Source organism: Sphingobium sp. GW456-12-10-14-TSB1 (assembly GCF_059424385.1).
Genome location: NZ_JBWKZI010000001.1, coordinates 180440 through 206897, shown reverse-complemented (window position 1 = coordinate 206897; position 26458 = coordinate 180440). Strand labels below are relative to the sequence as shown.

Annotated in this window: 25 protein-coding genes; 19 read left to right on the top strand and 6 right to left on the bottom strand. The window is 63.2% G+C overall.

From position 1 onward, the window contains the following. The first annotated feature begins 3 nt into the window (after window positions 1–3). Both atpD and AC07X9_RS01005 read left to right on the top strand, forming a co-directional pair. Window positions 4–1449: a F0F1 ATP synthase subunit beta gene (gene atpD, locus AC07X9_RS01010; RefSeq protein ID WP_017181576.1), complete on the top strand. Its 1446-nt coding sequence runs from the start codon at window positions 4–6 to the stop codon at window positions 1447–1449. A gap of 50 nt (window positions 1450–1499) precedes the next feature. Beyond that, a complete protein-coding gene (locus AC07X9_RS01005) occupies window positions 1500–1754 on the top strand; it encodes an ATP synthase F1 subunit epsilon (protein WP_017181577.1) in 255 nt (84 codons plus the stop codon). 79 nt (window positions 1755–1833) lie between these two features. On the opposite strand, the gene AC07X9_RS01000 is transcribed toward AC07X9_RS01005, so the two are convergent. Further along, window positions 1834–2187, bottom strand: coding sequence for a YciI family protein (locus AC07X9_RS01000; RefSeq protein ID WP_017181578.1), 354 nt, complete (start codon window positions 2185–2187; stop codon window positions 1834–1836). A 294-nt stretch (window positions 2188–2481) separates the two neighbouring features. Here AC07X9_RS01000 and AC07X9_RS00995 point away from each other — a divergent pair, with 294 nt between their 5' ends. After that, window positions 2482–4008, top strand: a complete 1527-nt coding sequence (locus AC07X9_RS00995) for a hypothetical protein (RefSeq protein ID WP_017181579.1) — start codon at window positions 2482–2484, stop codon at window positions 4006–4008. On the opposite strand, the gene AC07X9_RS00990 is transcribed toward AC07X9_RS00995, so the two are convergent. Both AC07X9_RS00990 and AC07X9_RS00985 read right to left on the bottom strand, forming a co-directional pair. Continuing rightward, window positions 3979–4704 (bottom strand): class I SAM-dependent methyltransferase, encoded by a 726-nt coding sequence (locus tag AC07X9_RS00990; RefSeq protein ID WP_017181580.1) that lies wholly within the window; start codon window positions 4702–4704, stop codon window positions 3979–3981. The genes AC07X9_RS00995 and AC07X9_RS00990 overlap by 30 nt on opposite strands. Then, on the bottom strand, window positions 4677–5687 hold the full coding sequence (locus tag AC07X9_RS00985) for a glycosyltransferase family 2 protein (protein WP_017181581.1): 1011 nt from the start codon (window positions 5685–5687) through the stop codon (window positions 4677–4679). The genes AC07X9_RS00990 and AC07X9_RS00985 overlap by 28 nt, the downstream gene beginning before the upstream one ends. A 116-nt stretch (window positions 5688–5803) precedes the next feature. On the opposite strand from AC07X9_RS00985, the gene AC07X9_RS00980 reads away from it, so the two are divergent. From AC07X9_RS00980 to AC07X9_RS00965, 4 genes are all read left to right on the top strand, one after another. Further along, window positions 5804–7369 (top strand): putative glycosyltransferase family protein, encoded by a 1566-nt coding sequence (locus tag AC07X9_RS00980; RefSeq protein ID WP_017181582.1) that lies wholly within the window; start codon window positions 5804–5806, stop codon window positions 7367–7369. Beyond that, window positions 7366–8895, top strand: coding sequence for a TadA family conjugal transfer-associated ATPase (locus AC07X9_RS00975; protein WP_017181583.1), 1530 nt, complete (start codon window positions 7366–7368; stop codon window positions 8893–8895). The genes AC07X9_RS00980 and AC07X9_RS00975 overlap by 4 nt, the downstream gene beginning before the upstream one ends. 133 nt (window positions 8896–9028) lie before the next feature. Next, window positions 9029–9850 (top strand): class I SAM-dependent methyltransferase, encoded by an 822-nt coding sequence (locus tag AC07X9_RS00970; protein ID WP_017181584.1) that lies wholly within the window; start codon window positions 9029–9031, stop codon window positions 9848–9850. Window positions 9851–9905: 55 nt separating this feature from the next. After that, window positions 9906–10832 carry a DMT family transporter gene (locus AC07X9_RS00965; protein WP_026002123.1) on the top strand — a complete coding sequence of 309 codons (927 nt, stop codon included), beginning with the start codon at window positions 9906–9908 and terminating at the stop codon, window positions 10830–10832. Here the strand turns inward: AC07X9_RS00965 and AC07X9_RS00960 are convergent. Further along, window positions 10804–11235 carry an OsmC family protein gene (locus AC07X9_RS00960; RefSeq protein WP_017181586.1) on the bottom strand — a complete coding sequence of 144 codons (432 nt, stop codon included), beginning with the start codon at window positions 11233–11235 and terminating at the stop codon, window positions 10804–10806. The genes AC07X9_RS00965 and AC07X9_RS00960 overlap by 29 nt on opposite strands. Window positions 11236–11321: 86 nt before the next feature. Here AC07X9_RS00960 and AC07X9_RS00955 point away from each other — a divergent pair, with 86 nt between their 5' ends. The 11 genes from AC07X9_RS00955 to AC07X9_RS00905 all read left to right on the top strand — a co-directional run bounded on the left by AC07X9_RS00955 (window position 11322) and on the right by AC07X9_RS00905 (window position 21872). Beyond that, window positions 11322–11699 carry a PRC-barrel domain-containing protein gene (locus AC07X9_RS00955; RefSeq protein WP_241763576.1) on the top strand — a complete coding sequence of 126 codons (378 nt, stop codon included), beginning with the start codon at window positions 11322–11324 and terminating at the stop codon, window positions 11697–11699. 192 nt (window positions 11700–11891) lie between these two features. After that, window positions 11892–12560 (top strand): RBBP9/YdeN family alpha/beta hydrolase, encoded by a 669-nt coding sequence (locus AC07X9_RS00950; RefSeq protein ID WP_026002124.1) that lies wholly within the window; start codon window positions 11892–11894, stop codon window positions 12558–12560. Between the two features lie 103 nt (window positions 12561–12663). Further along, window positions 12664–12852 carry a YezD family protein gene (locus AC07X9_RS00945; protein WP_017181589.1) on the top strand — a complete coding sequence of 63 codons (189 nt, stop codon included), beginning with the start codon at window positions 12664–12666 and terminating at the stop codon, window positions 12850–12852. 156 nt (window positions 12853–13008) lie between these two features. Beyond that, the gene (locus AC07X9_RS00940; protein ID WP_017181590.1) at window positions 13009–15468 is read left to right on the top strand and encodes a TonB-dependent receptor; all 2460 of its coding nucleotides are present in this window, start codon (window positions 13009–13011) and stop codon (window positions 15466–15468) included. Window positions 15469–15564: 96 nt separating this feature from the next. Then, the gene (panB, locus tag AC07X9_RS00935; protein WP_017181591.1) at window positions 15565–16437 is read left to right on the top strand and encodes a 3-methyl-2-oxobutanoate hydroxymethyltransferase; all 873 of its coding nucleotides are present in this window, start codon (window positions 15565–15567) and stop codon (window positions 16435–16437) included. A 76-nt stretch (window positions 16438–16513) separates the two neighbouring features. Next, window positions 16514–17212, top strand: a complete 699-nt coding sequence (locus tag AC07X9_RS00930; protein ID WP_026002125.1) for a tetratricopeptide repeat protein — start codon at window positions 16514–16516, stop codon at window positions 17210–17212. Window positions 17213–17226: 14 nt separating this feature from the next. Then, window positions 17227–18576 (top strand): outer membrane protein assembly factor BamB family protein, encoded by a 1350-nt coding sequence (locus AC07X9_RS00925; protein WP_017181593.1) that lies wholly within the window; start codon window positions 17227–17229, stop codon window positions 18574–18576. A gap of 129 nt (window positions 18577–18705) precedes the next feature. Continuing rightward, window positions 18706–20070: a ribosome biogenesis GTPase Der gene (der, locus tag AC07X9_RS00920; RefSeq protein WP_017181594.1), complete on the top strand. Its 1365-nt coding sequence runs from the start codon at window positions 18706–18708 to the stop codon at window positions 20068–20070. 5 nt (window positions 20071–20075) lie between these two features. Further along, window positions 20076–20291 carry a sulfurtransferase TusA family protein gene (locus tag AC07X9_RS00915; protein WP_017181595.1) on the top strand — a complete coding sequence of 72 codons (216 nt, stop codon included), beginning with the start codon at window positions 20076–20078 and terminating at the stop codon, window positions 20289–20291. A gap of 90 nt (window positions 20292–20381) precedes the next feature. Continuing rightward, window positions 20382–20822, top strand: coding sequence for an Hpt domain-containing protein (locus tag AC07X9_RS00910; protein WP_026149755.1), 441 nt, complete (start codon window positions 20382–20384; stop codon window positions 20820–20822). Between the two features lie 45 nt (window positions 20823–20867). Next, complete coding sequence (locus tag AC07X9_RS00905; RefSeq protein ID WP_017181597.1) at window positions 20868–21872, top strand: LLM class flavin-dependent oxidoreductase; 1005 nt, start codon at window positions 20868–20870, stop codon at window positions 21870–21872. Here the strand turns inward: AC07X9_RS00905 and AC07X9_RS00900 are convergent. Beyond that, window positions 21869–22957, bottom strand: coding sequence for an acyltransferase family protein (locus AC07X9_RS00900; RefSeq protein WP_017181598.1), 1089 nt, complete (start codon window positions 22955–22957; stop codon window positions 21869–21871). The two genes, AC07X9_RS00905 and AC07X9_RS00900, sit on opposite strands and share 4 nt — an antisense overlap. A gap of 195 nt (window positions 22958–23152) precedes the next feature. Between AC07X9_RS00900 and AC07X9_RS00895 the strand changes: the two genes are divergently transcribed. Next, window positions 23153–24808, top strand: coding sequence for an ATP-binding protein (locus AC07X9_RS00895; protein WP_026002126.1), 1656 nt, complete (start codon window positions 23153–23155; stop codon window positions 24806–24808). Between the two features lie 158 nt (window positions 24809–24966). Here AC07X9_RS00895 and AC07X9_RS00890 read toward each other — a convergent pair whose 3' ends face one another. Further along, complete coding sequence (locus tag AC07X9_RS00890; protein ID WP_017181600.1) at window positions 24967–26418, bottom strand: MATE family efflux transporter; 1452 nt, start codon at window positions 26416–26418, stop codon at window positions 24967–24969. Between the last annotated feature and the right edge of the window lie 40 nt (window positions 26419–26458).

The following is a 26458-nucleotide window of genomic DNA, read 5'->3' as shown; positions in this document are numbered from 1 at the left end:
GTCATGGCAACCACCAACAATGTAGGCCGCATTTCGCAGGTCATCGGCGCCGTCGTCGACGTGACCTTCCCTGATGCGCTCCCGTCGATCCTGTCGGCACTGGAAACCAGCAACAACGGCCAGCGCCTTGTTCTGGAAGTCGCGCAGCATCTGGGCGAAAACACCGTCCGCACCATCGCGATGGACTCGACCGAGGGCCTGACCCGCGGCCAGGAAGTGACCGACACCGGCGCGCAGATCAGCGTCCCCGTCGGCCCCGCCACGCTTGGCCGCATCCTCAACGTCGTTGGCGAACCCATTGACGAGCGCGGCCCGGTCGCGACCGAACTGCGTTCGCCCATCCATGCCAAGGCTCCCGAATTTGTCGACCAGTCGACCGAAAGCGCGATCCTGGTCACCGGCATCAAGGTCATCGACCTTCTCGCCCCCTATGCCAAGGGCGGCAAGATCGGCCTGTTCGGCGGCGCTGGCGTGGGCAAGACGGTTCTTATTCAGGAACTGATCAACAACATCGCCAAGGGCCATGGCGGTACGTCGGTTTTCGCGGGCGTTGGTGAACGTACCCGCGAAGGTAACGATCTCTACCACGAATTTCTGGACGCGGGCGTCATCGCCAAGGATGCCGATGGCAACGCCATCACCGAAGGGTCCAAGGTTGCGCTGGTCTATGGCCAGATGAACGAACCGCCGGGCGCCCGTGCCCGCGTCGCGTTGTCGGGCCTGACCATCGCTGAATATTTCCGCGACGTCGAAAATCAGGACGTGCTGTTCTTCGTCGACAATATCTTCCGCTTCACCCAGGCAGGCGCGGAAGTGTCCGCTCTGCTCGGCCGTATTCCTTCGGCCGTGGGCTATCAGCCGACCCTGTCGACCGACATGGGCGCGCTGCAGGAACGCATCACCTCCACCAACAAGGGGTCCATCACCTCGGTGCAGGCCGTGTACGTCCCCGCGGACGACTTGACCGATCCCGCGCCTGCGACGTCGTTCGCGCACTTGGACGCGACGACCGTTCTCAACCGCGCCATTTCGGAACTGGGCATCTATCCGGCGGTCGATCCGCTCGACTCCACCAGCCGCGTTCTGGAACCGCGCACCGTGGGTCAGGAACATTATGACACCGCCCGCGCCGTCCAGTCGATCCTGCAGAAGTACAAGTCGCTGCAGGACATCATCGCCATTCTGGGCATGGACGAACTGTCGGAAGAAGATAAGCTGACGGTCGCCCGCGCGCGCAAGATCCAGAAGTTCCTGTCGCAGCCGTTCCACGTCGCCGAAGTCTTTACCGGCATCAGCGGCAAGTTCGTCCAGATCGAGGACACGGTTAAGTCGTTCAAGGCTGTGGTCGATGGCGAATATGACCATCTGCCCGAAAACGCCTTCTACATGGTCGGCGGCATCGACGAAGCCATTGAGAAGGCCAAGAAGCTGGCCGCCGAAGCGGCTTAAGCGACCTGTTGCATCCCCTCCCTTGAAAGGGAGGGGCTAAGGAAACGAACATGGCACTGCATTTTGAACTCGTGACCCCCGAAAAGCTCTTCCGGTCGGAAGAGGTCTATCAGGTCGTGGTGCCCGGCACCGATGGCGACTTCGGCGTACTGGAGGGTCATGCGCCCTTCATGTCGACCGTACGCGACGGTAGCATCCAGATCTATGCGACCGCAGGGGCCGCGCCCGAAATCATCCCGGTGGAAGGCGGCTTTGCCGAGGTCAATGAAAAGGGTCTGACGGTCCTGGCCGAAAAGGCCGGCTGATCACCGCATATGAAAGGACCGGCCCGGCGTGGCACGGTCAGCAGAAGGGGCGCTCGACAGCGCCCCTTTTGTTGGGCGGTCATTCATGAAGGGGCCGGATTTCGATTTCGCTGGGTCCGGGCATCGGATTGGGGCAACGCTTCGCCCAGGCGACCGCCTCGTCCATATCCCTGACATCCCATAGCCAGAAACCTGCCACCTGATCGCGGCTGGGCGTGAACGGACCGTCGATCACGGCCCGATCCGCGCCGTCGAAGGCGATACGCTTGCCCTGCGATGTGGGGGTCAGCCCATCGGCGGCAATCAATATGCCAGCGTCGCGCAATGCGTCATTATAGCGGCCCATCGCCGCCATCATCTGACTTGTCCAGGGTTCGGGAAACAGGCCGGTCTCGCTATCCGGCGTCGCCTTCACCAGCACCATCACCCGCATCGCCTGTCTCCCTGCTCAATGCAGCGCTATCGCGTATGACTTAGCGTTACCCCCAAACGTCATGCTGAATTTATTTCTGCATCCATTTATCGTCGCAGACAACGGCATGGGCTGGCGAAATGGACCCTGAACCAAGTTCAGGGTGACGAATAAGATAGGCATGGTGCCATATGCGATAGCCCTGCTGTCCTATGAGGCAATGTTGGCAATCTGCATCCTTACCGCAACTTTTTTATGCATGAGGCGGGCAACGCCGATTGCCGCACTCGCCCCGCCTTGTCATGAACAAGCCCGATGATCGCCCCGCCCCCTTCCCCCGCGCTCCAGCGGCCCCTGCCCGGCAGCTGGCTAATCGCCTTGCTGGCCGGCTGGCTCGCCCTCGACCAGTTGCTGCTGTGGCGGTTCCTGAACGTCATGCCCCTCTGGGCCTATGGGCTGGGCGCGCTGCTGACCGGCTTGCTCTGCGTCGCCATCGTCCGGACGGCGCGCGACTTTGCCGGACCGACAGCCGCGACATGGCTGATCTGCATCGGCGTGGCGACGATACTCCTTCTCCTGGGCGGGGAGGGACGCTTTTTCTACGCCAATATCGACTGGCAGGTGCGCTTCGCCGTGCTGCGCGACATGAGCATCAACCCTTGGCCGTTCGTCTACACCGCAAGGGGCGAGGCGGAACTGTTGCGCGCGCCGGTCGGCATCTTCCTGATCCCCGCGCTGGTGGCCAAGGCGCTGGGTGGAAGCGCTGGCGACATCGCGCTGCTGTTCCAGAACAGCCTGATGACCGGCACGCTGCTGGCTTTGGGATCGACGCTATTTGTCACGCGCCGCGCGAAAATGATCGCGCTGGCGGTCGTCGTGGGCTTCAGCGGCCTCGACGCGCTGGGGCGCATCCTGTTTCGTGGTGGATTGTCGGATCATCTCGAAAACTGGGCCTATCTTCAATATTCATCGACTGTCACCCTGGCCTTCTGGGTGCCGCAACATGCGATTTCAGGCTGGATCGGCGCGCTGGGTTTCCTCCTTTGGCGTGCCGAGAAATTGCCGCTGGGCGCCTATCTGGCGCTGCTGCCCTTGACGGCGCTCTGGTCGCCGCTGGGGTTGATGGGCGCCATGCCATTTGCGGCACTGGCGGGGGTGCGGAGCCTGCGCGCGCGCGCCATCAGCCCCGCCGACATCGCCCTGCCCGCCCTCACCACCTTGCTGTGCATCCCCGGGCTGCTTTATCTGGGCGCAGCGGGTGATGGCGTGGGCGCAAAGCTGATCTCAATCGTGCCGTTGCAATGGGCTTTTTTCGAGCTGCTTGAAGTGCTGGTCTATGTCGTACCACTGGCGTTGTTCGTGAGGAGGTCGCGTTTCGGGATAGACATATTGGCGGTACTAACGCTGTGGCTGTTGGCGATCCCCTTCCTTCAGATCGGATCGTCCACCGATTTCATGATGCGCGGGTCGATCACTGCATTGACAATATTGGCAGTCATGGTCGCCGATGCCGTGCGGACCGCCTCGCCCGCACGGCCATGGCTTTTGCTGGCGCTGGCCATCGGCATCATCACCCCGCTGACGGAAATACGCCGCGCATTGGCCTATCCCCCGGCGCCGGAAGTCCGATGCAGTTTCGTCAAGGCCTGGGAAGGAAGTTTCTGGTTTCAGCCCAAAGGCACATATCTGGCTCCGCTGGACAGAATGCCGTTACTCGTGCGACCGACTGTTCCTTATCGGTTAGACCCGACCGAACCGGACCGCTGCTGGGACGGGGCATGGCATCACCCGGACAAGCCGGATGCGCCGCCGTCAGGCCGACAGGATCGCGTAAGCCGATAAGCCAACAGGCAGGCTGATCCGCCCGATCAGGTGGCGTTCCATGCAGAAAATATGGCGAAACAGTGCGTTTATAGGCCGTACAGGGCGCGAGTCTGCAACTGTCGTTCGCCCCGTCAGGCGCTGCGCGAATCGCGCCAGAACGGCAACCGGGAATAGAAGGCTGTTGAAATAACCGACTTCTTTAACCTCTAGCCCGGCCGAACGGGCGACAGCAGACAGGCTGCCAAGCGTATAGCGGCGCTTGTGATGGTGGAGGATATCATGGTCCGACCACAGCCATGGCGCGGCCGGAACTGTCAACAATAGTGAACCGCCCACCGCGAGCCGTTCGCGCAAGGCCGCCAGCGATGCTCGATCCTGTTCGACATGCTCCAGCACATCGAGCAAAACGATGAGGTCGTAGCAGTTGTCACCGAAGCCGATCTGGTCAGGTAATGCTCCCACCGCAACTGTGCCGACGCCGCGAGACATCGCCAGAGCAAGCGATTCGCCGTCATATTCCAGCGCATCGACCGTGCCATGGCGCGCCAGCATCGCCAGATTGCCGCCGGTGCCGCAACCCACCTCCAATATGCGCGCGTTGGCGCGCGGCGCGATCCGGGTGCGGATCAGCGCGTCCACTATGGCGCGGCGGGCGACGAACCACCAATGGCTCCCCTCCTGCGCGCTCAGGCTCGCATAGGCTGATCGGTCCATTCATCCTCGTCCCTGATTGGTTCGGCGACCGGAGCCACCGGCACAGTCGATTGATCCGCGACCACATAGAGCGGCCGTTGCCGCACTTCGCGCGCGACCCGGCCCAGATATTCGCCGATAATGCCCAGGCTGAGCAGGTTAAGCCCACCCAGCCCCAGCACCGCGACCATGATGGAAGCATAGCCCGGCGTATCGACCCCGGTGATGATCGTATGGGCGACCAGAAAGGCCGCATAGGCAAAGGCCAGGCACGCAATGCCGCCACCGATATAGGACCATATGCGCAGCGGCATGGTGGTCGACGCGGTGATGCCGTCGATCGCCAGCGACCAGAGCTTGCCGAGCCGCCATTTGGTCGTCCCCGTCCCGCGCGCGGCACGGACATAATCGACCGTGGCGACGCGAAAGCCGATCCAGCTGAACAGCCCCTTGTTGAAGCGCGCCTGCTCGCCCAATTGCTTGATGACGTCCACCGCCTGCCGATCGAGCAAACGGAAGTCGCCGACATTTTCGGGGATCGGATAATCGGACAGACGATTGAGCAGGCGATAGAATCCGCGCGCGCTCGTCCGTTTGAACCAGCCGTCCGTGGAGCGGTCGGACCGGCGGGCATTGACCACCTGCGCGCCCGCCAGCCAGTGGCGGACCATATCCACGATCACCTCCGGCGGATCCTGCAGATCGACGTCGATCGGGATCACGGCGTCACCGCTCGCATGGTCGATCCCGGCCGCCAGCGCCGCTTCCTTGCCGAAATTGCGCGACAGGGCGACGACGCTTATGTCGGGGTTCAGCCGCGCCAATATGGTCAATATGTCGCCGGTCCGGTCGCTGCTGCCATCATTGACGAACAGATATTCCGCCCGCGCATCAGGCCCGATCAGCGCCAGCGCCCGCCCCACCGCCGGACGCGCCGCCTCCAGGAACAGCGACAGGCTGTCCTGCTCGTTATAGACCGGAATGACGATCGACAGCGTGCGCATGGGCGCAATGATCCTCGCGAAAAACTGACTCCGCTATCGGCTAGAATGGTTAATGGATCGTAAGTGCGCGCCATCATCCTTACGCTTCATTTACCATATTGCGTCATCACCGGCCCATGCGCGCCATCGCCTCCCTTGCCAGCCGGCACCCGGTCTGGACGCTGACCCTGTTGGGCTGCGGCCTGATGCTGCCTGCCTTGCTATGGGGACCGGGCGCGACTCACAGCCATCTCTACAATCTTATGTGGACCCGCCATTTTGGCGATCAGATCGCGGCAGGGCATTTTTACGAGCGCTGGCTCCCCCACAGTTTCGAAGGGCTGGGCAGCCCGACCTTCTATTTCTATCCGCCGCTCGCCTATTGGCTGTCGGGCGGCCTGAACGCGATCGGGCTGAACGTAACGCAAGCGATAACCGGCGCTGGCCTGCTGTTGCTGATCGCATCGGGGCTGGCCATGTATGCGTGGCTGGCCGAGAGAGGAACGCGGCCATTGATCGGCGCAGCCCTCTATATGGTTGCGCCCTATCATCTGTTCGACCTGTATGTGCGCGGCGCACTGGCGGAATTTGCCGGATTTGTCTGGCTGCCCTTGATCGCGCTGGGCATTGGCTGGCTGCCGTCGCGGCGTGGCGTGACGCTCCTCGCCAGCGCCTATGCAGCGCTGATCCTGACCCATTTGCCACTGGCAACGCTGACCGGCCTGTTCCTGATCGCGCCACTGATGCTTCAGCGGATCGTGCAGGACCGCGCGACGTTGCTACCGGGCCTTGTAGCCGGCCTGCTCGCCTTTGCGCTCGCCGCCTTCTATCTGCTACCCGCCGCGACGCTTCAGGCGCACATGTCGACCGCGCTCTTATGGACTGGCAAATATCAGGCAAGCGTCTGGTCGATCTGGCGCGAGGACTTTGAACTCTTCCCCTCCATCGCGCTGGGCCTTGTCCTGCTTGCCTGGCGCGCGCGATCGCTATGGACCGCCATCACGATCGGCACGGCGCTGGCGGCGATCAACCTGATCCCGCTGCTGTGGAGCATCGACCTACTCGACAAGGTGCAATTTCCCTGGCGGATATTGGCCATCACCGAATTTGCCGCCGTCACTGCGATCGCCGCCTGCCCGCCTCGCCGCATCATGGCGTTTGGCGCGGCTTTGGTGCTGGCCTTCCCGTTCCTGCTCACTGGCCTGATCGCCCATGCCCTGCTGCGCATGCCTGTCGACTATAACAGGATCGAACGGCACCAGCCTGACGCGCCGGAATATCTGCCCGCCGGATTCGATGCTTCGCTCGTCGATCGGGTCGATCGCTGGACCGACCTTGGCCGCTTTGCCACCCTCCCGCGCGGCGACAGCATCACCGTGACCCGCTCCGGCCCGGTGACGATGGGCCATGCGGCCTTTCCCATCTGGCGCGTGACGCGCAACGGGCAGGCCATTGCGAGCCATGGTCCGCTGATCAGCTTCGACGCGACGCCGGGCACCTACCGCATCGAGCGGGTGCGGTTGTGGCAGGAAACGGCTGGCGCGGCGGTCAGCCTGATCGCGCTACTGATACTGGCGCTGCTGGCGGGCCGCCGGTCCATTAGCCATTTGTCAAAGTTTCCATCTTATTCACCTTCCCAAGCCCTATCTGATCGGCCCTCAACTGGGCGGCTTCGATCGCGAATTACTGGCGGAGACTTATGAGCGCCTTTGGACGGAAAAATGGACCTGCTGGCATCAAGCCCGGCTTTGGCGTTGCCCGGCCGATGCAGGGAGGCGGCGCGCCCAAGGAAGAAGCGCGCGGCGGCGATCAGTTTCCCCCGCTCGACATAGCGGCCCTGCCAGGCGAAACGAGCGTCGATCCACTGGCTGCACCGACCAGCCAGATGCAGCGCAATGCCGACGCCATCCAGCGCCTGTCCGACCGCGCCAATCATGAACATGTCGCCGACGCCGGACCGCAGGGTTTTGAAGCCAGCGTCCACAAGATCAAGGAGCAGGTGCTGCCCCGCCTGCTGGAGCGTGTCGATCCGGAAGCCGCCGCGACCCTGACCAAGGATGAACTGGCCGAGGAATTCCGCCCGATCATCATGGAAGTGCTGGCGGAACTGAAGCTGACCCTCAACCGGCGCGAACAGTTCGCGCTGGAAAAGGTGCTGGTCGATGAACTGCTTGGCCTCGGCCCGCTTGAAGAATTGCTGTCCGACCCGGACGTGACCGATATCATGGTCAACGGTCCGGACCAGACCTATATCGAAAAGAAGGGCAAGCTCCAGATCGCGCCGATCAAGTTCCGGGACGAGGAACATCTGTTCCAGATCGCGCAACGGATCGTCAGCAAGGTTGGCCGCCGCGTCGACCAGACCACGCCGCTGGCCGACGCCCGCCTGCCCGATGGCAGCCGCGTCAACGTCATCGTGCCGCCGCTGTCGCTGCGCGGCACCGCCATCTCGATTCGTAAATTCTCTGCCAAGCCGATCACCATCGACATGCTCGCCCAATGGGGCGCCATGAGCCCCAAGATGGCGACCGCGCTCAAGATTGCAGGCGCCTGCCGCTTCAACATCGTCATTTCGGGCGGTACCGGTTCGGGCAAGACGACGATGCTCAATGCCCTGTCGAAAATGATCGATCCGGGCGAACGTGTGCTCACGATCGAGGACGCGGCCGAATTGCGGCTGCAACAGCCGCACTGGTTGCCGCTGGAAACCCGCCCGGCCAATCTGGAAGGCAATGGCGCCATCACCATCGGCGATCTGGTCAAGAACGCCCTGCGTATGCGCCCGGACCGCATCATCCTGGGCGAAATTCGTGGCGCGGAATGTTTCGACCTGCTCGCCGCGATGAACACGGGCCATGACGGCTCCATGTGTACGCTTCACGCCAACTCGCCCCGCGAATGTCTGGGCCGTATGGAAAATATGATCCTGATGGGGGACATCAAAATCCCCAAGGAAGCCATTTCCAAGCAGATCGCCGACTCGGTGGATCTGATCATCCAGGTCAAGCGCCTGCGTGACGGTTCGCGCCGCATCACCAACGTGACCGAAGTGATCGGCATGGAAGGCGAAGTCATCGTGACGCAGGAACTGTTCAAGTTCGAATATCATGATGAGGATGACAGCGGAAAGATCGTCGGCGAATATCGGTCGATGGGCCTGCGTCCCTACACGCTGGACAAGGCGCGGATGTTCGGTTTCGATCAGCCTTTCCTGGAAGCCTGCCTGTAAGCGCTGGCTGAGAGAAACGGCAAAGCTGTTTCATGACGAATCGTGGCTGGCGGGGATTTCCCCTCCAGCCCCCTTGCATCGCTTCGCCGCGACCGGCACACCCTCCTCCTGACTTTTCAAGAGAGGACTGCCGATGAACCGTCTCGCCCGTGCCGGACTGCTGCTGACCGGCCTTGCCCTGCCTGCCCTGCCCCTGCTCGCCCAGCATGCCGGGCATGGCGATCATAACGCGCCCAAGGCGGCTGACCCGATCGCCGCCGCCATCGCGGCGCCCAGCCGCACGCCGGCCAATGTCGCGCGCGACAAATATCGCCACCCGGCCGAAACGCTCGCCTTTTTCGGCGTGACGCCGACCCAGACAGTGGTCGAATATGCGCCCAGCGGTGGCTGGTACACTGAGATATTGGCGCCGCTGCTGCACGATCAGGGCAAATTCTATGCCCTGCAACCGACCGGGCGGTATCTGGACGGTTACAAGACCTTCCTGGCCGCCAAGCCGACCGTCTATGACAAGGTCACGGTTGTCCCCTTCCCCGACGAAAGCGCCACGATCCCCGCCAACAGCGTGGACACCGTCCTGACCTTCCGCAACGTCCATAACATGGTGATGGGCGGCACGGAGGCGGCGACCTTCGCGGCGTTCTTCGCGATGCTCAAGCCGGGCGGTACGCTGGGCGTGGTCGATCATCGCATGCCCGAAGGACGCGACAGCGCGCTGGAAAAGACCAGCGGTTATCTCAAACCCTCCACCATCCGCCGCATCGCGGAAGCCGCCGGCTTCACCTATGCCGGCGCAACGGAGGTGAACGCCAATCCCAAGGATACGGCGGATTGGGCCAAGGGCGTATGGACCCTGCCCCCGACGTTGAGCCAGAAGGATGTCGACCGCGACAAATATCTGGCCATCGGCGAAAGCGATCGCATGACGCTGAAATTCGTCAAGCCGATGCAATAGGATTTTGCCGTCCCTTCCCGGTTGCGCGATGGCGCAACCGGGTTAAGGCGGAGCGGTGACGCCCGCCCCGCCCCATTCCCGACCGCATCGACCGCTATTCGCCATCGGACTTCGGCTGTCTGCTGTCATCTGCCTGTCCATCATGTTCGTGACGGTGCGGGTGGTCGATGGACGGGGCGTCCATGTCGTCGAATCGCTCTTCTATCGCCAGGCTCTGGCCCTTCCCTTCGTGCTGGGCTGGGTGGCGATGGCCGACGGGTTGCGCAGCGTCCAAACCCGGCGCATCGGCGTCCATGCCAGCCGCATGCTGCTGGGCCTGACCGGCATGCTGCTCAACTTCCTGTCCTACATCCTGCTGCTGCCCGCCGAAGCCGCGACAATCGGGTTCACCATGCCGATTTTCGGCACGATCCTGTCGGCGCTGATCCTGCGGGAGGCAACGGGCATCCATCGCTGGGCTGCGGTGCTGATCGGCTTTGTCGGCGTGCTGGTGATGGTACGGCCCGATGCCGCCCATTTCCCGCTACAGGGCGTCGCGGTCGCCATCGCCGCCGCTTTCGTGACCGCCAGCGTCAGCCTGGTGCTGCGCGAACTGGGCCGTACCGAAAGCGCTGGCGTGGTCGTATTCTGGTTCACCACGCTGTCGATGATCCCGCTGGGCATCGCCATGCCCTTTTTCGCGCAGATGCATGATCCGGTCACATGGGGCCTGTTGCTATTGATCGGCCTGTTTGGCGGCATCGCCCAGATTTGCCTGACCGCCGCGCTGCGCTGGGGTCCGGTGTCGGTCGTGCTGCCGATGGATTACAGCGCGATCATTTGGACGACGCTGCTGGGTCTGGCGATCGGCGCGCCATGGCCGCTGGCGACGACCTGGATCGGGGCAAGCCTGATCATCGCCAGCGGTCTCTATATCGCCTGGCGCGAACATGTCCGCGGCAAGGCGGCACGGGTCAGGACAGCAACTCTGCCTCCAGACTGATGTCGGCCTTCAGCAATTTGGAAATCGGGCAATTGGCCTTGGCCTTTGCCGCCAGATCCTGAAATGTCGACTCGTCGACGTCGGGGATGCTGGCCTTCAGCGTCAGATGGCTGGCGGTGACGGCAAAGCCATCTTCCTGCTTTTCCAGCGTGACGACGGCATGGCTTTCCATCTTGCTGGCGGTAAATCCTTCTTCCCCCAGGATCAGCGACAAGGCCATGGTGAAGCAGGAGGCATGGGCGGCGGCGATCAATTCTTCCGGGTTGCTGCCCGGCACCCCTTCAAAACGGGTCGCAAAGCCATAGGGATAGGCGTCCAGCGCGCCGCTCTGGGTCGATATCGCGCCCTTGCCGTCCTTCAGCCCGCCGCTCCACACCGCTGAGCCGCTGCGATTGATCTTCATGCTTCTATCTCCTGCTAATCGACAAGGAACCCCCAGCGTCGCTCGTGGTTGCATAGATATAACCCCACTGATGCAGGAGAATGACAATGTGTGAAACGACAATGATCAATCATGCGGCCAATCATGGCGAACTGATTGCGTCCGACCGGGTGGAGGGTACCGCCGTCTATAACCGGCAGGGCGAAAAGCTCGGCAAAATCTCCAACTTCATGGTCGACAAGATGTCGGGGCAGGTCCGTTATGCGGTGCTGTCCTTCGGCGGCTTTCTGGGGATCGGGAATGACCATTATCCCCTGCCCTGGTCGATGCTGAACTATGACACCGAACAGGGCGGCTATGTCGTCGACCTGGACAGCAAGGTGCTGGAGCAGGCCCCGCATTACATGGCCGATCAACGGCCCGACTATGACGAAGGCTATGGCCGCAACGTCTATCAATATTATGGCCTGATCTACCCCTGGTAAAATGGTGCTGGCGGACGGGCGCAGCCGCAAGGCGCCCCCGATCCGCCGCCACGTTTCCCGCTTCTTCGCCTCCCTTCCCACCTACGCCATTCCAATTGCCCGGATTCTGCCACATTCCGTCGTTGACCAATTGTCTATCTAAATAGTAGAATTACGGTCATGGCCTGGATAGACAGGATTGAGGACCAGATCATGGAGCGATTCGGATTTTCGGGTGACACGCGCCAACCGCTCGTGCTGACCATTCCCGGCCTGAACAATAGCGGGCCGGACCATTGGCAAAGCCTGTGGGAAGAAACGCGCGGCGATTGTGAGCGGGTGGATCTTGGCAGCTGGGCCAGCCCCAATCGCAATGCCTGGGTCACCCGGCTGGACGCGGCGATCCGCGCCGCCAACGGCCCCGTCATATTGGCGGCGCACAGCCTGGGCTGCATGGCGGTCGCATGGTGGGGCGCCTTGCAGAGCCAGGCCTATGGCTGGCCAGTGACCGGCGCGCTGCTGGTCGCCCCGCCCGATTGCGACCGGATGGAAACGCCCGAAATGATCGGCGGCTTTGGCCCCACGCCACGCGCGCCCTTGCCCTTCCCCTCCATATTGGTGGCCAGTCGGGACGATCCTTATATTTTCTTCGAGCGCGCCCATAGCATCGGCAAATATTGGGGCAGCGAATTTGTGGACGCTGGCCATGCCGGCCATATCAACGCGGCTTCCGGCCTTGGCGGATGGCGCTTCGGGCAAGGGCTGCTCGAAAGGTTGATCGACAATGCGCGGGAACAGGCGTCCGCCATGCATCAGTCCCGCCCGGCCATGCCACTTGCGCGGCAGCCGCTGGTGGCTGCCAGTGCGCGCGCCCACCGATGATCCTTGGCTCCGACAGGGAGCGACAAAGAGAAAGTTGCGCGCCATCCATATTTGCTTTTTTGTCTATCATTTTAGTTGATATATAGCGCGAAACGGAGGCCATATGAAAGACACCCTGCCAACTGACTTGCGCAACGGCCGTACCGACACCCAGCGCTCCGACATCATGGTCAGCATCGACAAGGTGCGCGCCGTGCTGACGGGCCTGAAGTTCGGATCGATCACGCTGACCGTCCATGACGCCCGCGTGGTCCAGATCGACGTTACGGAAAAGACGCGCCTGACCAGCTGACCATATAGGGCGCGCAAGAGCGACCGGGTCATCACGGCCCGTGCGGCAAGGGGGTGAGCCGCATCATCCAGCATCACCCCGACATTACAGGCTTTGACCGGACCACCGGAAACGCCGCGATCGACAACCACCGGACCGCCGGAAAAGGGGACCAATATGATTGCGCGTTTTCTGTTGCTTGCCAGCGTGGCAAGCGCTTCCTTCATCACGCCTGCCGCCCATGCGCAGGACGCCACACCACAGCCGGTCGATCCGGCCGCCGAAACGCAGAACCCGCGCGGCGACGTTATCGTCGTGACCGCCCGCCGCCGTCAGGAAACGGCGCAGCAAGTACCGCTGGCCATTTCCGTGGTCCGTGGCGACAGCATCGAAGCCACCGGCAACTTCAACATCGTGAAGCTGCAACAACTCGCGCCGACCTTGCAGGTCTATACCACCAACCCGCGCAACACCTCGGTCAACATTCGTGGCCTGGGCGTGCCATTCGGCCTGACCAGCGATGGCTTTGAACAGGGCGTCGGCATCTATGTCGACGATGTCTATAACAGCCGCGTTGCCGCTGCGACCTTCGACTTTCTCGACGTCGCGCAGGTCGAAGTGCTGCGCGGGCCGCAGGGCACGCTCTATGGCAAGAACACCACGGCAGGCGCGATCAACATCACGACCAACCAGCCGACCTTCGATTTTGAAGGCCGCGCCGAACTGACCGTCGGCAATCTCAACCTCAAACAGGCAAAGGCCGCTGTTTCCGGCCCGTTGTCAGACACGGTCGCCGTGCGCATCGCCATGGCGTCGACCAGCCGACGCGGCACGCTCTACAATGTGACAAGCCAGCGCTGGATCAACGAACAGGACAATCTGGGGCTTCGCGGGCAATTGCTGTTCAAACCGAGCGAGGATTTCAGCGTCACCCTGTCAGGCGATTACAGCCGCCAGAACCCGGAATGCTGCGGCACGACCTTCGTGCGGGTTGGCCGCACCCAGCGCCCGCTCAACCGCCAATATGACGCGCTGGCGGCGGCACAAAATTATGTGGTGCCCAGCCGCAATCCCTATGATCGGCTGACCGACCTGGATTCCAACCTGAACGCAGGCAACAAGATTGGCGGCGTGTCGGCCAAGATCAAATGGGATGTCGGCCCCGGCACGCTCACGTCGGTTACCGCCTGGCGCTTCTGGGACTGGAAGCCGGAAAATGACCGCGACTTTACCGGCCTGTCGATCGTATCCCGATCGCAAAACCCCTCTCAGCAGGACCAGTATAGCCAGGAATTCCGCTATAATTACGAAAGCCAGCATGTCGATGTCGTTGTCGGCTTGTTCGGCTTCAGGCAGCGCGTCGACACCCAGGGGACGGAGCAACAGGGCAGCGCCGCCGCGCAATGGAGCCTTGCGCCTTCATCCGATCCGGCCAACCCCGCCAATAACCCCGCGACACTCGCTGGCCTGACCGCCAGCAACACCCAGTGGCTCAAGGCGGACAGCGCTGCGCTGTTCGGGCAACTGAGCTGGAAGGTGACCGACGCGCTGACGATCCAGCCGGGCCTGCGCCTCAACTATGACAAGAAATCAGGCTTCTATCAGCGCGTCGTCACCAATGCGCAGGGTCAGGCCATCAGCTGCACCGCCGTCGCTGAGCCGGGAACCATCAAGGGAACGTCACAGCAATGCGGCGTCTATCAGCCGCAGGTCAGCACGCCATCCGACAGCGCATGGAATTTCACCTATGACTTCAACATCAATTACAAGATCGCCCGCGACGTGCTGGCCTATGCGACCTATGCCAAAAGCTTCAAGACGCTGGGGATCAACCAGAACGGCCTGCCGCTCAACGCCGACAATACAGTCAACTACGACGCCAGCACGGTGAAGCCGGAATCGGTCAACCATTTTGAAATCGGCCTGAAGACCCAGTTCCTTGACCGGCGGGCGACCTTCAATCTCACCGCCTTCCGCACCGACATCAGGAATTTTCAGGCAACGGTGAATGGCGGCCAGTTCGGCACGGTGCGCGGCTATCTGGCCAATGCGGGCAAGGTCCGCTCGCAGGGCATAGAGGCGGACTTCAAGATCGTCGCCAGCGACCGCTTCACCGCCTATGCCAATGGCGCCTATACCGACGCCAAATATAAGAAGTTCGTGGACGCGCCTTGCCCGCCCGAACTGTCGGGCGGCACGTTCCAGGCGGCCAATGCGACGCCGGACTATTCGCAACCCGGCGTGCCGGGCGCACTCAGCCCGCGCCAGTGCGACATTTCCGGCGCCGATCTGCCCGGCGTATCCAAATGGGCCTTCTCCTATGGTGCGGAGATCAACCAGCCGGTGACGCTGCTGGCGAAAGAGGGCCAAGTCTATTTCGGCGTGGACGGCAATTACCGTTCGCACTGGAACAGCAACGCCTCGCCCTCGATCTACACCAATGTGAAGGGCTATGCGCTGACCAACTTCCGCGCCGGTTTTCGGGGCGAAGGGTTCGACGTGTTCGGCTGGGTCCGCAATGCGCTCGACGTCGATTATATCGAAACGCTCCAGGTCGCACCCGGCAATACCGGCCTGATCGCTGGCCAGCCCGGCGACCCCCGGACCTGGGGCGGCACGATCAAATTTTCCTTCTGATCCCTCTCACCCCCGGTGGGCGGAGCGGCACGACCATGCCACTCCGCCCATTGCTGGCCATTTGCGCCGCGGGACTGGCTGGGCTAGAGCCTGCCCATGTCCACGACCTTCACGCTCGACACCTCGACCAGCCGCGCCAATCCCACGCCCGCGCCGATGAAGCGCCTGACCGTGCCCGCCATCCAGCGGCGCAAGTTTGAGGGAAAAACCGCCGAACCGCTGGTGATGCTGACCGCCTACACCGCGCGGCAGGCGCAATTGCTCGATCCGCATTGCGACATGCTGCTGGTCGGCGATTCGCTGGGGCAGGTGATTTACGGCCTGCCCTCCACCCTTGCCGTCACGCTCGACATGATGTGCGCGCATGGCGCGGCGGTGGTGCGCGGCAGCTATCATAGCGTCGTCATCGTCGACATGCCGTTCGGCAGCTATGAAGCCTCACCGCAACAGGCCTTTGCCAGCGCCAGCCGCATCATGGCGGAAACCGGCGCGGCGGCGGTGAAGCTGGAAGGCGGTCAGGTGATGGCCGAAACCATCTCTTTTTTGAGCCAGCGCGGCATCCCGGTCATGGCCCATGTCGGCCTGACCCCGCAGGCGGTCAATGCGCTGGGCGGCTATGGCGCGCGCGGCAAGAGCCAGGAAGAACATGCCAAGATCATGGCCGACGCCCGCGCCGTCGCGCAGGCGGGCGCCTTCGCGCTGGTGCTGGAAGGCGTGATGGAGGAACTGGCCGTCGCCATTACCGACAGCGTCGATGTGCCCGTCATCGGCATCGGCGCATCGGCTCATTGCGATGGGCAGGTGCTGGTGACCGAAGATATGCTGGGCATGTTCGAACGGGTGCCGCGCTTCGTCAAACGCTTCGACAATATCGCCGAAACGATCGCCAGCGCGGCGGAGCGTTACGCCCATGATGTGCGGGCGCGCAGCTTTCCGACCGAAGAACAGGTCTATCGCCCTAAAAAGTGATTTGCCTGTGGCATAAGCGCCGCTATTGATCGCGCCTTCTGCCCATCTGTTTCTGATCCATGTCCCGGAGAATAAAGTGGCCCTGACGCCGCAAAATAGCGAAGCCTTCATGCGCGAGGTCGATGAAGCCGTCCGTCAGGACCAGCTTTTGACCGTGTGGCAGCGCTACGGGCGCTGGATATTGGTCGCGGTCGTGGCCGGGCTGGCGGCCTTTGGCGGCTGGCTCTACTGGCAGCATCACAGCAAGACCGAGGCGGAAGCCGTGTCGGAACAGATGGACGCCGTGCTGGCGACCGCAACCGGCGGCGGCACTCCTGACGCCAAGCAACTGGACGCGCTGACGAAGGCCAGCCAGCCGGGCTATCGCGCGTCGGCACTGCTGGTGCAGGCGGGGGCGGCGTCGCGGAAGGGCGATACCAAGGGTGCGATCGCGCTCTATGGCGCGATGGTCGCCGACACGGGGCTGGACCAGCCCTATCGCGATGTCGCGCTGATCCGCCAGACCGCGCTGGAATTTGACAGCCTGAAGCCGCAGCAGATCGTCGATCGGCTGAAACCGCTGGCGGTCGAGGGCGCGCCCTGGTTCGGCAGCGCGGGGGAACTGGTCGCGATCGCCTATATGAAGATGGGCAAGAATGACCTCGCCGGGCCACTGTTCGCCGGAATCGCCAAGGACGCCAACGTCCCCCAGTCGATCCGTTCACGCGCGCGACAGATGGCGGGACTATTGGGGATCGACGCGGTGGAATCGCCCGCTGATCCGGCACAGGGATGAATGAGCGCATGGGAATGGACAGCATGAAGACAAAGGCGCCCATCGGCCGCGCTGTGACGCTCACCCTCATGATCGCGCTGCTGGCCGGCTGCGGCATTGTCGGCGGCAAGAAGGGCGGCCCCAAGACCCCGGTGCTGGGCAACCGCGTGTCCATCCTGAACAATGAACAGGGTATCGAGGTCGAACCGGCTCTGGCCGACGTGCCCGTCGCCCTGCCCGCCCCTTATGTCAACGATCAATGGGCGCAGCCGGGCGGCGATCCGTCCAAGGCGATGGGCAATGTCGCGCTCGGCGCATCGCCGACGCAGGTGTGGAGCGCCTCGATCGAGGGCAGTTCGCCACAGGCGCGCCTCGCCGCATCGCCGGTCGTGTCGGGCGGCAAGCTGTTCGTTACTGACGCAGGCGCCCATGTCATCGCGTTCGATGCGGCCAATGGCAGCAAATTGTGGCAGACCAGCCTGCCTGCCGAGGGCAAGGGCAATGGCCGTTCGCTCTTCGGCGGCGGCGTCAGCGTCCTGGGCGACCGGGTGTTCGCCAGCACCGGCCTTGGCGACGTATTCGCGCTCAACGTCGCCGATGGCGCGATCATCTGGAAAAAGCATCTGTCCGGGCCGCTGCGCGGCGCGCCGACGCTGGAAAATGGCCATGTCTATGTGATGGGTCAGGACAATCAGATTTTCGCGCTCAACCAGTCCGACGGCGAAACCCAGTGGACCGACAGCGGCACGTTGCAGGTGACCGGCGTGTTCGGTGTCGCCGCCCCCGCCGCGGCGCAGGGCACGGTGATCGCAGGCTATAGTTCAGGCGAACTGACCGCCTATCGATATGAAAATGGCCGGACGCTGTGGGGCGACGCACTGTCGCGCACCAGTATTTCCACCGCCGTCGCGACCCTGACCGACATCGATGCTGATCCCGTGATCGACCGGGGCCGTGTGTTCGCGATCGGTCAGGGCGGCCGCATGGCCTCCTATGAACTGACCAGCGGCCAGCGCCTGTGGGAAATCAACATTGCGGGCATCTCCACCCCGTCGGTCGTCGGCGAATGGGTGTTCGTCGTCACCAGCGACGCCCGCCTGCTCTGCGTCGCGCGCGCCACCGGCAAGATTCGCTGGGTCAGCCAGCTGCGCCGCTGGCAGAAGGAAAAGAAGAAGGACAAGGCGATCCGCTGGACCGGCCCCGTTCTGGCGGGCAATCGGCTGATCGTCGTGTCGACGCGCGGCCAGATGGTCTATGTCGATCCCACCAATGGCAGCGTGCAGGCCGATGTGGACATGAATCGCTCCATGTCGCTCCCGCCCATCGTCGCCAACAATATGCTTTATGTGCTTGCCGATGATGGAAAGTTGACGGCACTCCGCTAAGAGCAACAAACATGCTAAGCCCGCTCCCGCGAAGGCGGGAGTCCAGTTCCCCGATACGGACTGGGCTCCCGCCTTCGCGGGAGCGCGGCGTTTGTCGATTTTGAATTTTTCGGAAGGATACGGGCCTCCATGCTGCCCACAGTAGCCATTGTCGGGCGTCCCAATGTGGGCAAGTCCACCCTCTTCAACCGCCTGGTCGGCAAGAAGCTGGCGCTGGTTGACGACCAGCCCGGCGTGACCCGCGACCGGCGGGAGGGCGAGGCCCATCTGCTTGGCCTGGATTTCATCATCGTCGATACCGCAGGCTATGAGGATGAAGACGCCAACAGCCTGCCCGGTCGCATGCGGATGCAGACCGAAGCGGCGGTCGACAATTGCGACCTTGCCCTGTTCATGATCGACGCGCGCGCGGGCATCACCCCGCTGGATGAGGAAATCGCCCGCTGGCTGCGCGCCAATGACGTGCCGGTCGTGCTGGTTGCCAACAAGGCGGAGGGCAAGGCTGCCGACGATGGCGTGATGGAATCCTTCAGCCTGGGCCTGGGCGAACCCATCCCCTTTTCCGCCGAACATGGTCAGGGCCTGGCCGATCTGTTCCAGGCGCTGCTCCCGCATCTGGAGCGGGAAGAATTTGAATCCGAAGACAAGACTTTTTACGAGGATGAGGAGAGCGCCCCGCTCAAGCTCGCCATCGTCGGCCGTCCCAATGCGGGCAAATCCACGCTGATCAACCGGCTGCTGGGCGAAAACCGGCTGCTGACCGGCCCGGAAGCGGGCATCACCCGCGACAGCATCGCCGTCGACTGGATGTGGGTCGATGACGAGGGGCTGGAGCGTCCCGTCCGCCTGATCGACACCGCCGGCATGCGCAAACATGCCAAGGTGCAGGACAAGCTGGAAAAGCTGGCCGTGACCGACGGTCTGAACGCTGTAAATTTCGCCGAAGTCGTCGTGCTGCTGCTGGATTCGACGCGCGGGCTGGAGGCGCAGGATCTGCGCATCGCCGACAAGGTGCTGGAGGAAGGGCGCGCGCTCGTCGTCGCGCTCAACAAATGGGATACGGTCGAACATGGATCGGCCCTGTATCAGGGCATCAAGCAGGCGCTGTTCGACGGGTTGGCGCAGGTGCGCGGCGTGCCGATCATGACCGTGTCGGCCGCGACCGGAAAGGGACTGGACGATCTGATCCGCGTCGCCTTCGAAACCCGCTCCACCTGGTCGAAGCGCGTGTCCACCGGCGTCCTCAACCGCTGGTTCGAAAGCGCGCTGGAGGCCAATCCCCCGCCAGCGCCCGGCGGCAAGCGGATCAAGCTGCGCTACATCACCCAGGCCAAGACGCGCCCGCCCGGCTTCATCCTGTTCGGCACCCGGCTCGATGATCTGCCCGAAAGCTATCGTCGCTATCTGGTCAACGGCATCCGCAAGGAACTGGGCTTTGGCGCGGTGCCGGTGCGGCTGACGCTGCGCAGCGCCAAAAATCCCTTCGGCAAATAGGCGCGATGGCCGACCCGGTCATCGTCAATGCACGCGGCATGAAATGCCCCTGGCCCGCCCTGCGCGCGGCACGGGCGATGCGCGATGCGCCCGCCATCAGGATCGAAGCGGATGACCCGATTGCCGGGCGCGAACTGGAAGCGCTTGCCCGGCAAAATGGCTGGCTTTTCGCGGTCCTCGACACGCACCAATATGCGTTGTCGCGCATGGCTCCGGATTGACGCAAACAATCGGTTGCTGCCCGCCACGCTTTAACGCTCTATTTACGCGCGCCACTTATTTTCCCGTTCGTAGAACAAGGAGTGGCACGGGTGCCTCATCAAGACGCCGACCTCGTCAATTGGAGCGATTTTGCACGAACCCGCGGTGAGCTGGGTGCGGCATTTCTGCGCATCCTTGGCTATTTCCGTGAAGATGGCGCCAAATCCATCAGCGCGGTCGAAGATGCCTTTCGTGCCCGCAACGCCGCCGCGCTGGTGACGCCGGCCCATACGCTCAAGGGCGAATCGGCCCAGTTTGGTGCTTATCGGCTGAGCGCCATGGCCGAAGAAATCGAGATGGTCGCCCGCCGATGCGTCGAAACCCGCGAAGGCCCGGACGAACTGATCGAAACCGTCGTGGCGCTGCGTCCCTGCTTTACCGAAACGATGGCGCTGCTCGACCGGGACGCAAATCCGCTGGTCGCCCGCCGCCCCGTGACATTTGGCCGCCGCGCAGACACCCCGCCACAGGGATTTGGTCGCGCCGTCTGATTTCCCGTATTGAAATAAAACTCATCATGCCCCCATATAGCGGGCATGACACGTTTTTCCCTACTCGACCTCGTCCCCGTCCGCGAAGGCGACAGCGTATCCACCGCGCTCGCCAATGCCGCCAATCTTGCGGCCCATGCCGAGGCGCTGGGCTATCATCGCTACTGGGTTGCCGAACATCATGGCATGCCGGGCATTGCGTCGGCCGCCACATCGGTCGTGCTGGCCCATATCGGCCATGCGACCTCCACCATCCGTATCGGCGCAGGCGGCATCATGCTGCCCAACCACGCCCCGCTGCTCATTGCCGAGCAATTTGGCACGCTCGCGGCGCTTTTCCCCAACCGGATCGACCTGGGGCTGGGCCGCGCGCCCGGCTCCGACCAGCGGGTGGCGCAGGCGATCCGCCGCAATCTGGCCGGCGGCGCGGATCAGTTCCCGCGCGACGTCATGGAATTGCAGGCCTATTTCGCGGGTGACGCGCGGCTGGGCATAGAAGCGACGCCGGGCGCGGGCGAGGATGTGCCGCTGTGGATATTGGGGTCCAGCCTCTATGGCGCGCAGCTCGCCGCCGCGCTTGGCCTGCCCTACGCCTTCGCCTCCCATTTCGCGCCGGGCGCGCTGGATGAGGCGATCGCCATCTACCGCCGCGATTTCCGCCCATCGGCGCAGCTGAAATATCCCTATGTCATGGCGGGCTATAACGTCTTTGCCGCCGACAGCATGGAAGAAGCGCAATTGCTGGCCAGTTCGATGCAGCAGGCGTTCGTGCGCCTGCGCACCGGGCAGCCGGGCAAGCTCCAGCCGCCGGTGGAGGGCTATTATGACAGCCTGCCGCCCCAGGCGCAGGCGATGCTGTCCGACGTGCTGAGCGTTTCCAGCATCGGCACCCAGGCCCATGTCGAGCGCGACATTGCCGCCTTCCTGCGCCGTACCCAGGCGGACGAGTTGATCCTCACGGGCCAGATCCATGATGTGCAGGCGCGCAAGCACAGTTTCGCCATCGCCATGGCCGCGGCACAGGCGCTTACCGCCCGCGAACCGGCTTAACGCGAACGAGGTTTCAGCCGGCCACCGCTCAGCACGCTCGCCGCGCCGGGCGCGATCCGGCGCAGCCCGGTAGCGATCAGCATGACCGCGCCCAGCACCAGCAATGGCTGGATCAGCAGGTAGACGGGATAGAGCGGCGATCCGAGCTTGCCGAACAGCTTGCCCAGCAGTGGCCCGAACAGCCAGATCAGGATCAGGTGCGCGCAGAAGAGGAAGAAGGCAAAAGGCTCGATCCGCAGCAGCACGGCGCGCGCCCTGCTTCCCGCCAGCGCCCATGCCAACCGCCAGAAAGCGAGCGTGGCCGCGATCCGCACCATCAGGTCGATAGCATTGCGCACCGGCGCGTAGGGCATGTCCACCAGCCCGACCATCAAGCAAAACTGCACGCCGATCATCAGCGCAAAGGGCAACACTGCCGCCGCCAGCGGCAGGGCGATCGCCCGCGGCGCCCACGCGCCGCGCCGGGCAAGGATGCCGAGCGTGAAGAAGCACAGGATCGACGCCCGCATCAGCAATGGCGGCCCCAGCCCCGCCACATGCGCCGCAGCAGCCACCATGACCACCAGCCACAGCGCCCATCCCGGCGAACGCACCAGCATGGGCGCTACGACCATGCACAGGAACAGGTCGCGCAGGAACGGCATCTGGACATTGATGTCGGGGTTGCGGCTGATGATCAGCACTTCCTGCGCCACCCACCAAAGCGATGTCGGCACCGGCGCGCTCAGCGACCAGAGGTAGGCCGTGCCCGACACGAGCAGGATCGCCAGCCCGTTCCACAGGATCATCGGCAGCAATATCGTGCGCGCCTTGCGCCGGACATGCGGCGCCCAATGGCGCGCAGCGTCCGATCCCGCCACCAGCCAGCCGGAAATCAGCCCCAGCAGCGGCACCGCGCTGCGCCCGAATATCTCCATCAACGCCCAGCGCAGATTATCCTGCGCACTGCCGCGCAGCGCCGCGAGCGCTTCCCCATTCTGCCCGGTCCAGGCATGGACATAGACCACGCCAAGGATGCAGATGACACGGGCAATGGCGATCGCGTCGGAGCGACGCGCTCCATCGGCCAATATCGTTTCGGACAAACAAAGATCCTGACAGTTACGCGGCAACAATGCGCCAATTGGCCCGCTGTTCCCCGCGTGGCAAGGTCGATCCGTTTCGGACCCGTGCCTACGCCCTGTTAACCGTCCGCGCGTATAAGCCAATCTTTACCTTCATCGCCTAGACAAGTCTCTGTTTGCCGGAATCCGCTCCGGTCAAAGGGATGACAAAGGCTCATGACCCAGATGCCGGGCGTACATGAATTTTGTAATGCTGTACCGTCCGCGCACCCCGCCTTGGGGCAGGCCATGGGTATGGTGTTCCAGATCGCCGGCTCCAGTTCCAAGGTGATGATAGACCCTGTGCGGCTCGCCGTCCTGGGTCAGGATCTTGATCCCTGCACTGCCATGGCCGGGCAGGTCGGCAGTCAGGTAAAGATGCGCGTCGGCGAATGCTGGCTGGTCGCCAGCGTCCGCGCGATGACGCTGGATCAGGCGAGCCAGAGCATCATCGCCGACATCGATTTTCTGGGTGAAGGCGAAGAGGAAAAGCTGACCGGCCGTATCCATCGCTTCCGTCGCGGCGTTACCCGCTATCCCACGCCGGGTACGGACATTTTCCCCGTGTCGGGCAGCGACATGCAGCAGATTTACGCTGCGGACGACCGGGCCAATGTCGAAATCGGCACCGTCTATCCGACCAACGACACCCGCGCCGCCCTGTATGTCGATTCGATGCTGGGCAAGCATTTCGCGCTGCTCGGCTCCACGGGCACCGGCAAATCGACCAGCGCAGCGCTGATCCTGCACCGCATCTGCGACCTGTCGCCGCAGGGGCATATCGTCATGATCGACCCGCATGGCGAATATGGCGCGGCCTTCGCCAGCAACGGGGCCGTGTTCGACATCAACAATCTGGCCCTGCCCTATTGGCTGATGAATTTCGAGGAGCATTGCGAGGTGTTCGTCACCTCGTCCGGCTCCGAACGCACCGTCGATTGCGACATTCTCGCCAAATGCCTGCTCGCGGCGCGATCGAAGAACCGCCTGGCCGAACAGATTGGCCGCCTGACCGTCGATTCGCCCATCCCCTATCTGCTGTCGGACCTGACCAACATTCTCCAGAATGAGATGGGCAAGCTCGACAAAGGCACCAACTCGCTGCCCTATATGCGGCTCAAGACCAAGATTGACGAGATCAAGGCCGACCCGCGCTACAGCTTCATGTTCTCCGGCATGCTGGTCGCCGACACGATGCAGGCGTTCATCGCCAAGATTTTCCGCCTGCCATCGGACGGCAAGCCCATCTCCATCATCGACGTGTCGGCCATGCCGTCCGACATCACCTCGACCGTCGTGTCGGTGTTGTCCAGGTTAGTGTTCGACTATGCCATCTGGGCGCGCGACGAACCGCAGCGCCCCATCCTGCTCGTCTGCGAAGAGGCGCATCGCTACATTCCCAACAGCACCACCGGCGCGGGTCAGGCAGTGCGCAAGATTTTGGAGCGGATCGCCAAGGAAGGCCGCAAATATGGCGTCTCGCTGGGCCTCATCACCCAGCGCCCGTCCGATCTGGCCGAAGGCGTGCTATCCCAGTGCGGTACCATCATTTCGATGCGCCTGAACAATGATCGCGACCAGGCCTTCGTGAAAGCCGCCATGCCCGAAGGCGCACGCGGCTTCCTCGATTCCATCCCGGCACTGCGCAATCGGGAAGCGATCATCTGCGGCGAAGGCGTCGCGGTGCCCATCCGCGTCGCGCTCGACAATCTGGAAGAACATCGCCGTCCCGCATCGGGCGACCCCAGCTTCACCGAACTCTGGCGCCAGTCGGGCGGCGAGGACGCCATTCTCGACCGCACCATCACCCGCTGGCGCAATCAGGGGCGCTAAAGCGGCTCATTGTTGAATGTGCCTTAGCACATTCGTGCCGCACCGGCCCTCTCCCCCACCCGGCCACCCCACGATAGTAGCCTATGGGTGGCCGGGTGGGGGAGAGGGCCGGTGCGGCTGCAAAAATGCGCCCTTCGGCGCATTTTTCAAAAGACCCCTTACCCGGTTGGTGCGATCCGCCCGGCCGGCTCCGCCTCGCTGTTCACGGCCTCGCGGCATTCTTCCTCGTGCACCGGCACCAGCAACTTGGCCTTGCGCCAGCCGCCATGGGCATAGACGAGGAACGCCAGCAGCAGCGACACGAACGACCCCGCCGGGAAGCTGAACCACAGCGCGTCCGGCCCGATCAGCGGATAACCGACATAATAAAAGCCGATCCGCACCACGAACAGGGTGAAGATCAGGATGATGAGCGGCTTTACCACCACGCCATTGGCGCGCATCACGCCAAACAGGATCATAGTGCAGCCAAAGGCCAGGAAGCTCCAGCTCACCCGCAACTGCATATGCCAGGCTTCGGCCATCACCGCGCTGTTATTGCCCAGAAACAGGCTCAGCAGCGGCTCGTGGAACGCCAGCATCACCGCGACCATCGTGCCGGTGATCAGCAATTGATAGCCGATGCCGACCCCTGTGATCCGGCTGATCCGGTCCCACCGGCCCGCCCCCACATTCTGCGCCGCCATGGCGCTGACCGCCGCGCCCATCGCCATGGCCGGCATCTGGAGATAGGTCCATAGCTGTTGCGACGCGCCATAGGCCGCCGTCACCGCCAGCCCTTCGCGATTGACGAGGCCGATCATCACCAGCCCCGACGCCGACATGACGATCATTTGCAGCCCCATCGGCAGCCCCTTGCCCAGCAGCACCCGCATCTGGTCGGCGGCGGGACGGAGATAGGCAAGCTCCGGGCCGCGCAACCGCAGCGGCAAATCCCTGGCATAGCTATAGGCGATGATGCCGATCAGGCTGATAAAGCCCGCCAGCGCCGTCGCGGTCGCGGACCCGGCGATGCCCATGGCGGGAAACGGCCCCAGCCCCAGGATCAGCACGGGATTGAGAATCAGGTCGACGCCTACGCTGACGATCATGAAAATGAGCGGCGTGCGGGCGTCCCCCACCCCGCGCAGGCCCATCATCATCATCACCGACAACAGGGTGGCGGGCATGGCGATGAAGATGACGCGCAGATAGACCAGCGCCATGTCATAGGCTTCCGCCGGGGTCGCCAGCACCCGCAGCAAAGCGGGCGCGCCCAGCCAGCCCGCGGTCGAAACCACGACCGCCAGCCCCATGCAGAAACCGACCGCCGATCCAAACGCGCGCCGCGCCGCATCGACATCCCGCTGCCCCATCGACTGGCCGATCATGACGGTGGCCGCCATGCCAAATCCGAACACGACGGAGAACATCAGGAACATGATGATATTGGCGTTGGCCGTCGCAGCCAGCGCCTGCGGCCCCAGAAAGCGCCCGACCCAGATCGCATTGATCGAGCCGTTGAGGGACTGGAGGATGTTCGACGCCAGCGTGGGAATGGCAAACAGCAACAGCGTGGACGCGATCGGCCCCTGCGTCAGGTCTTTTCCGCCCGCTGTGCTCGCTGCCATGCTCGTTCCTCAGCCTACCCAATCGAACGGAGGATGAAAC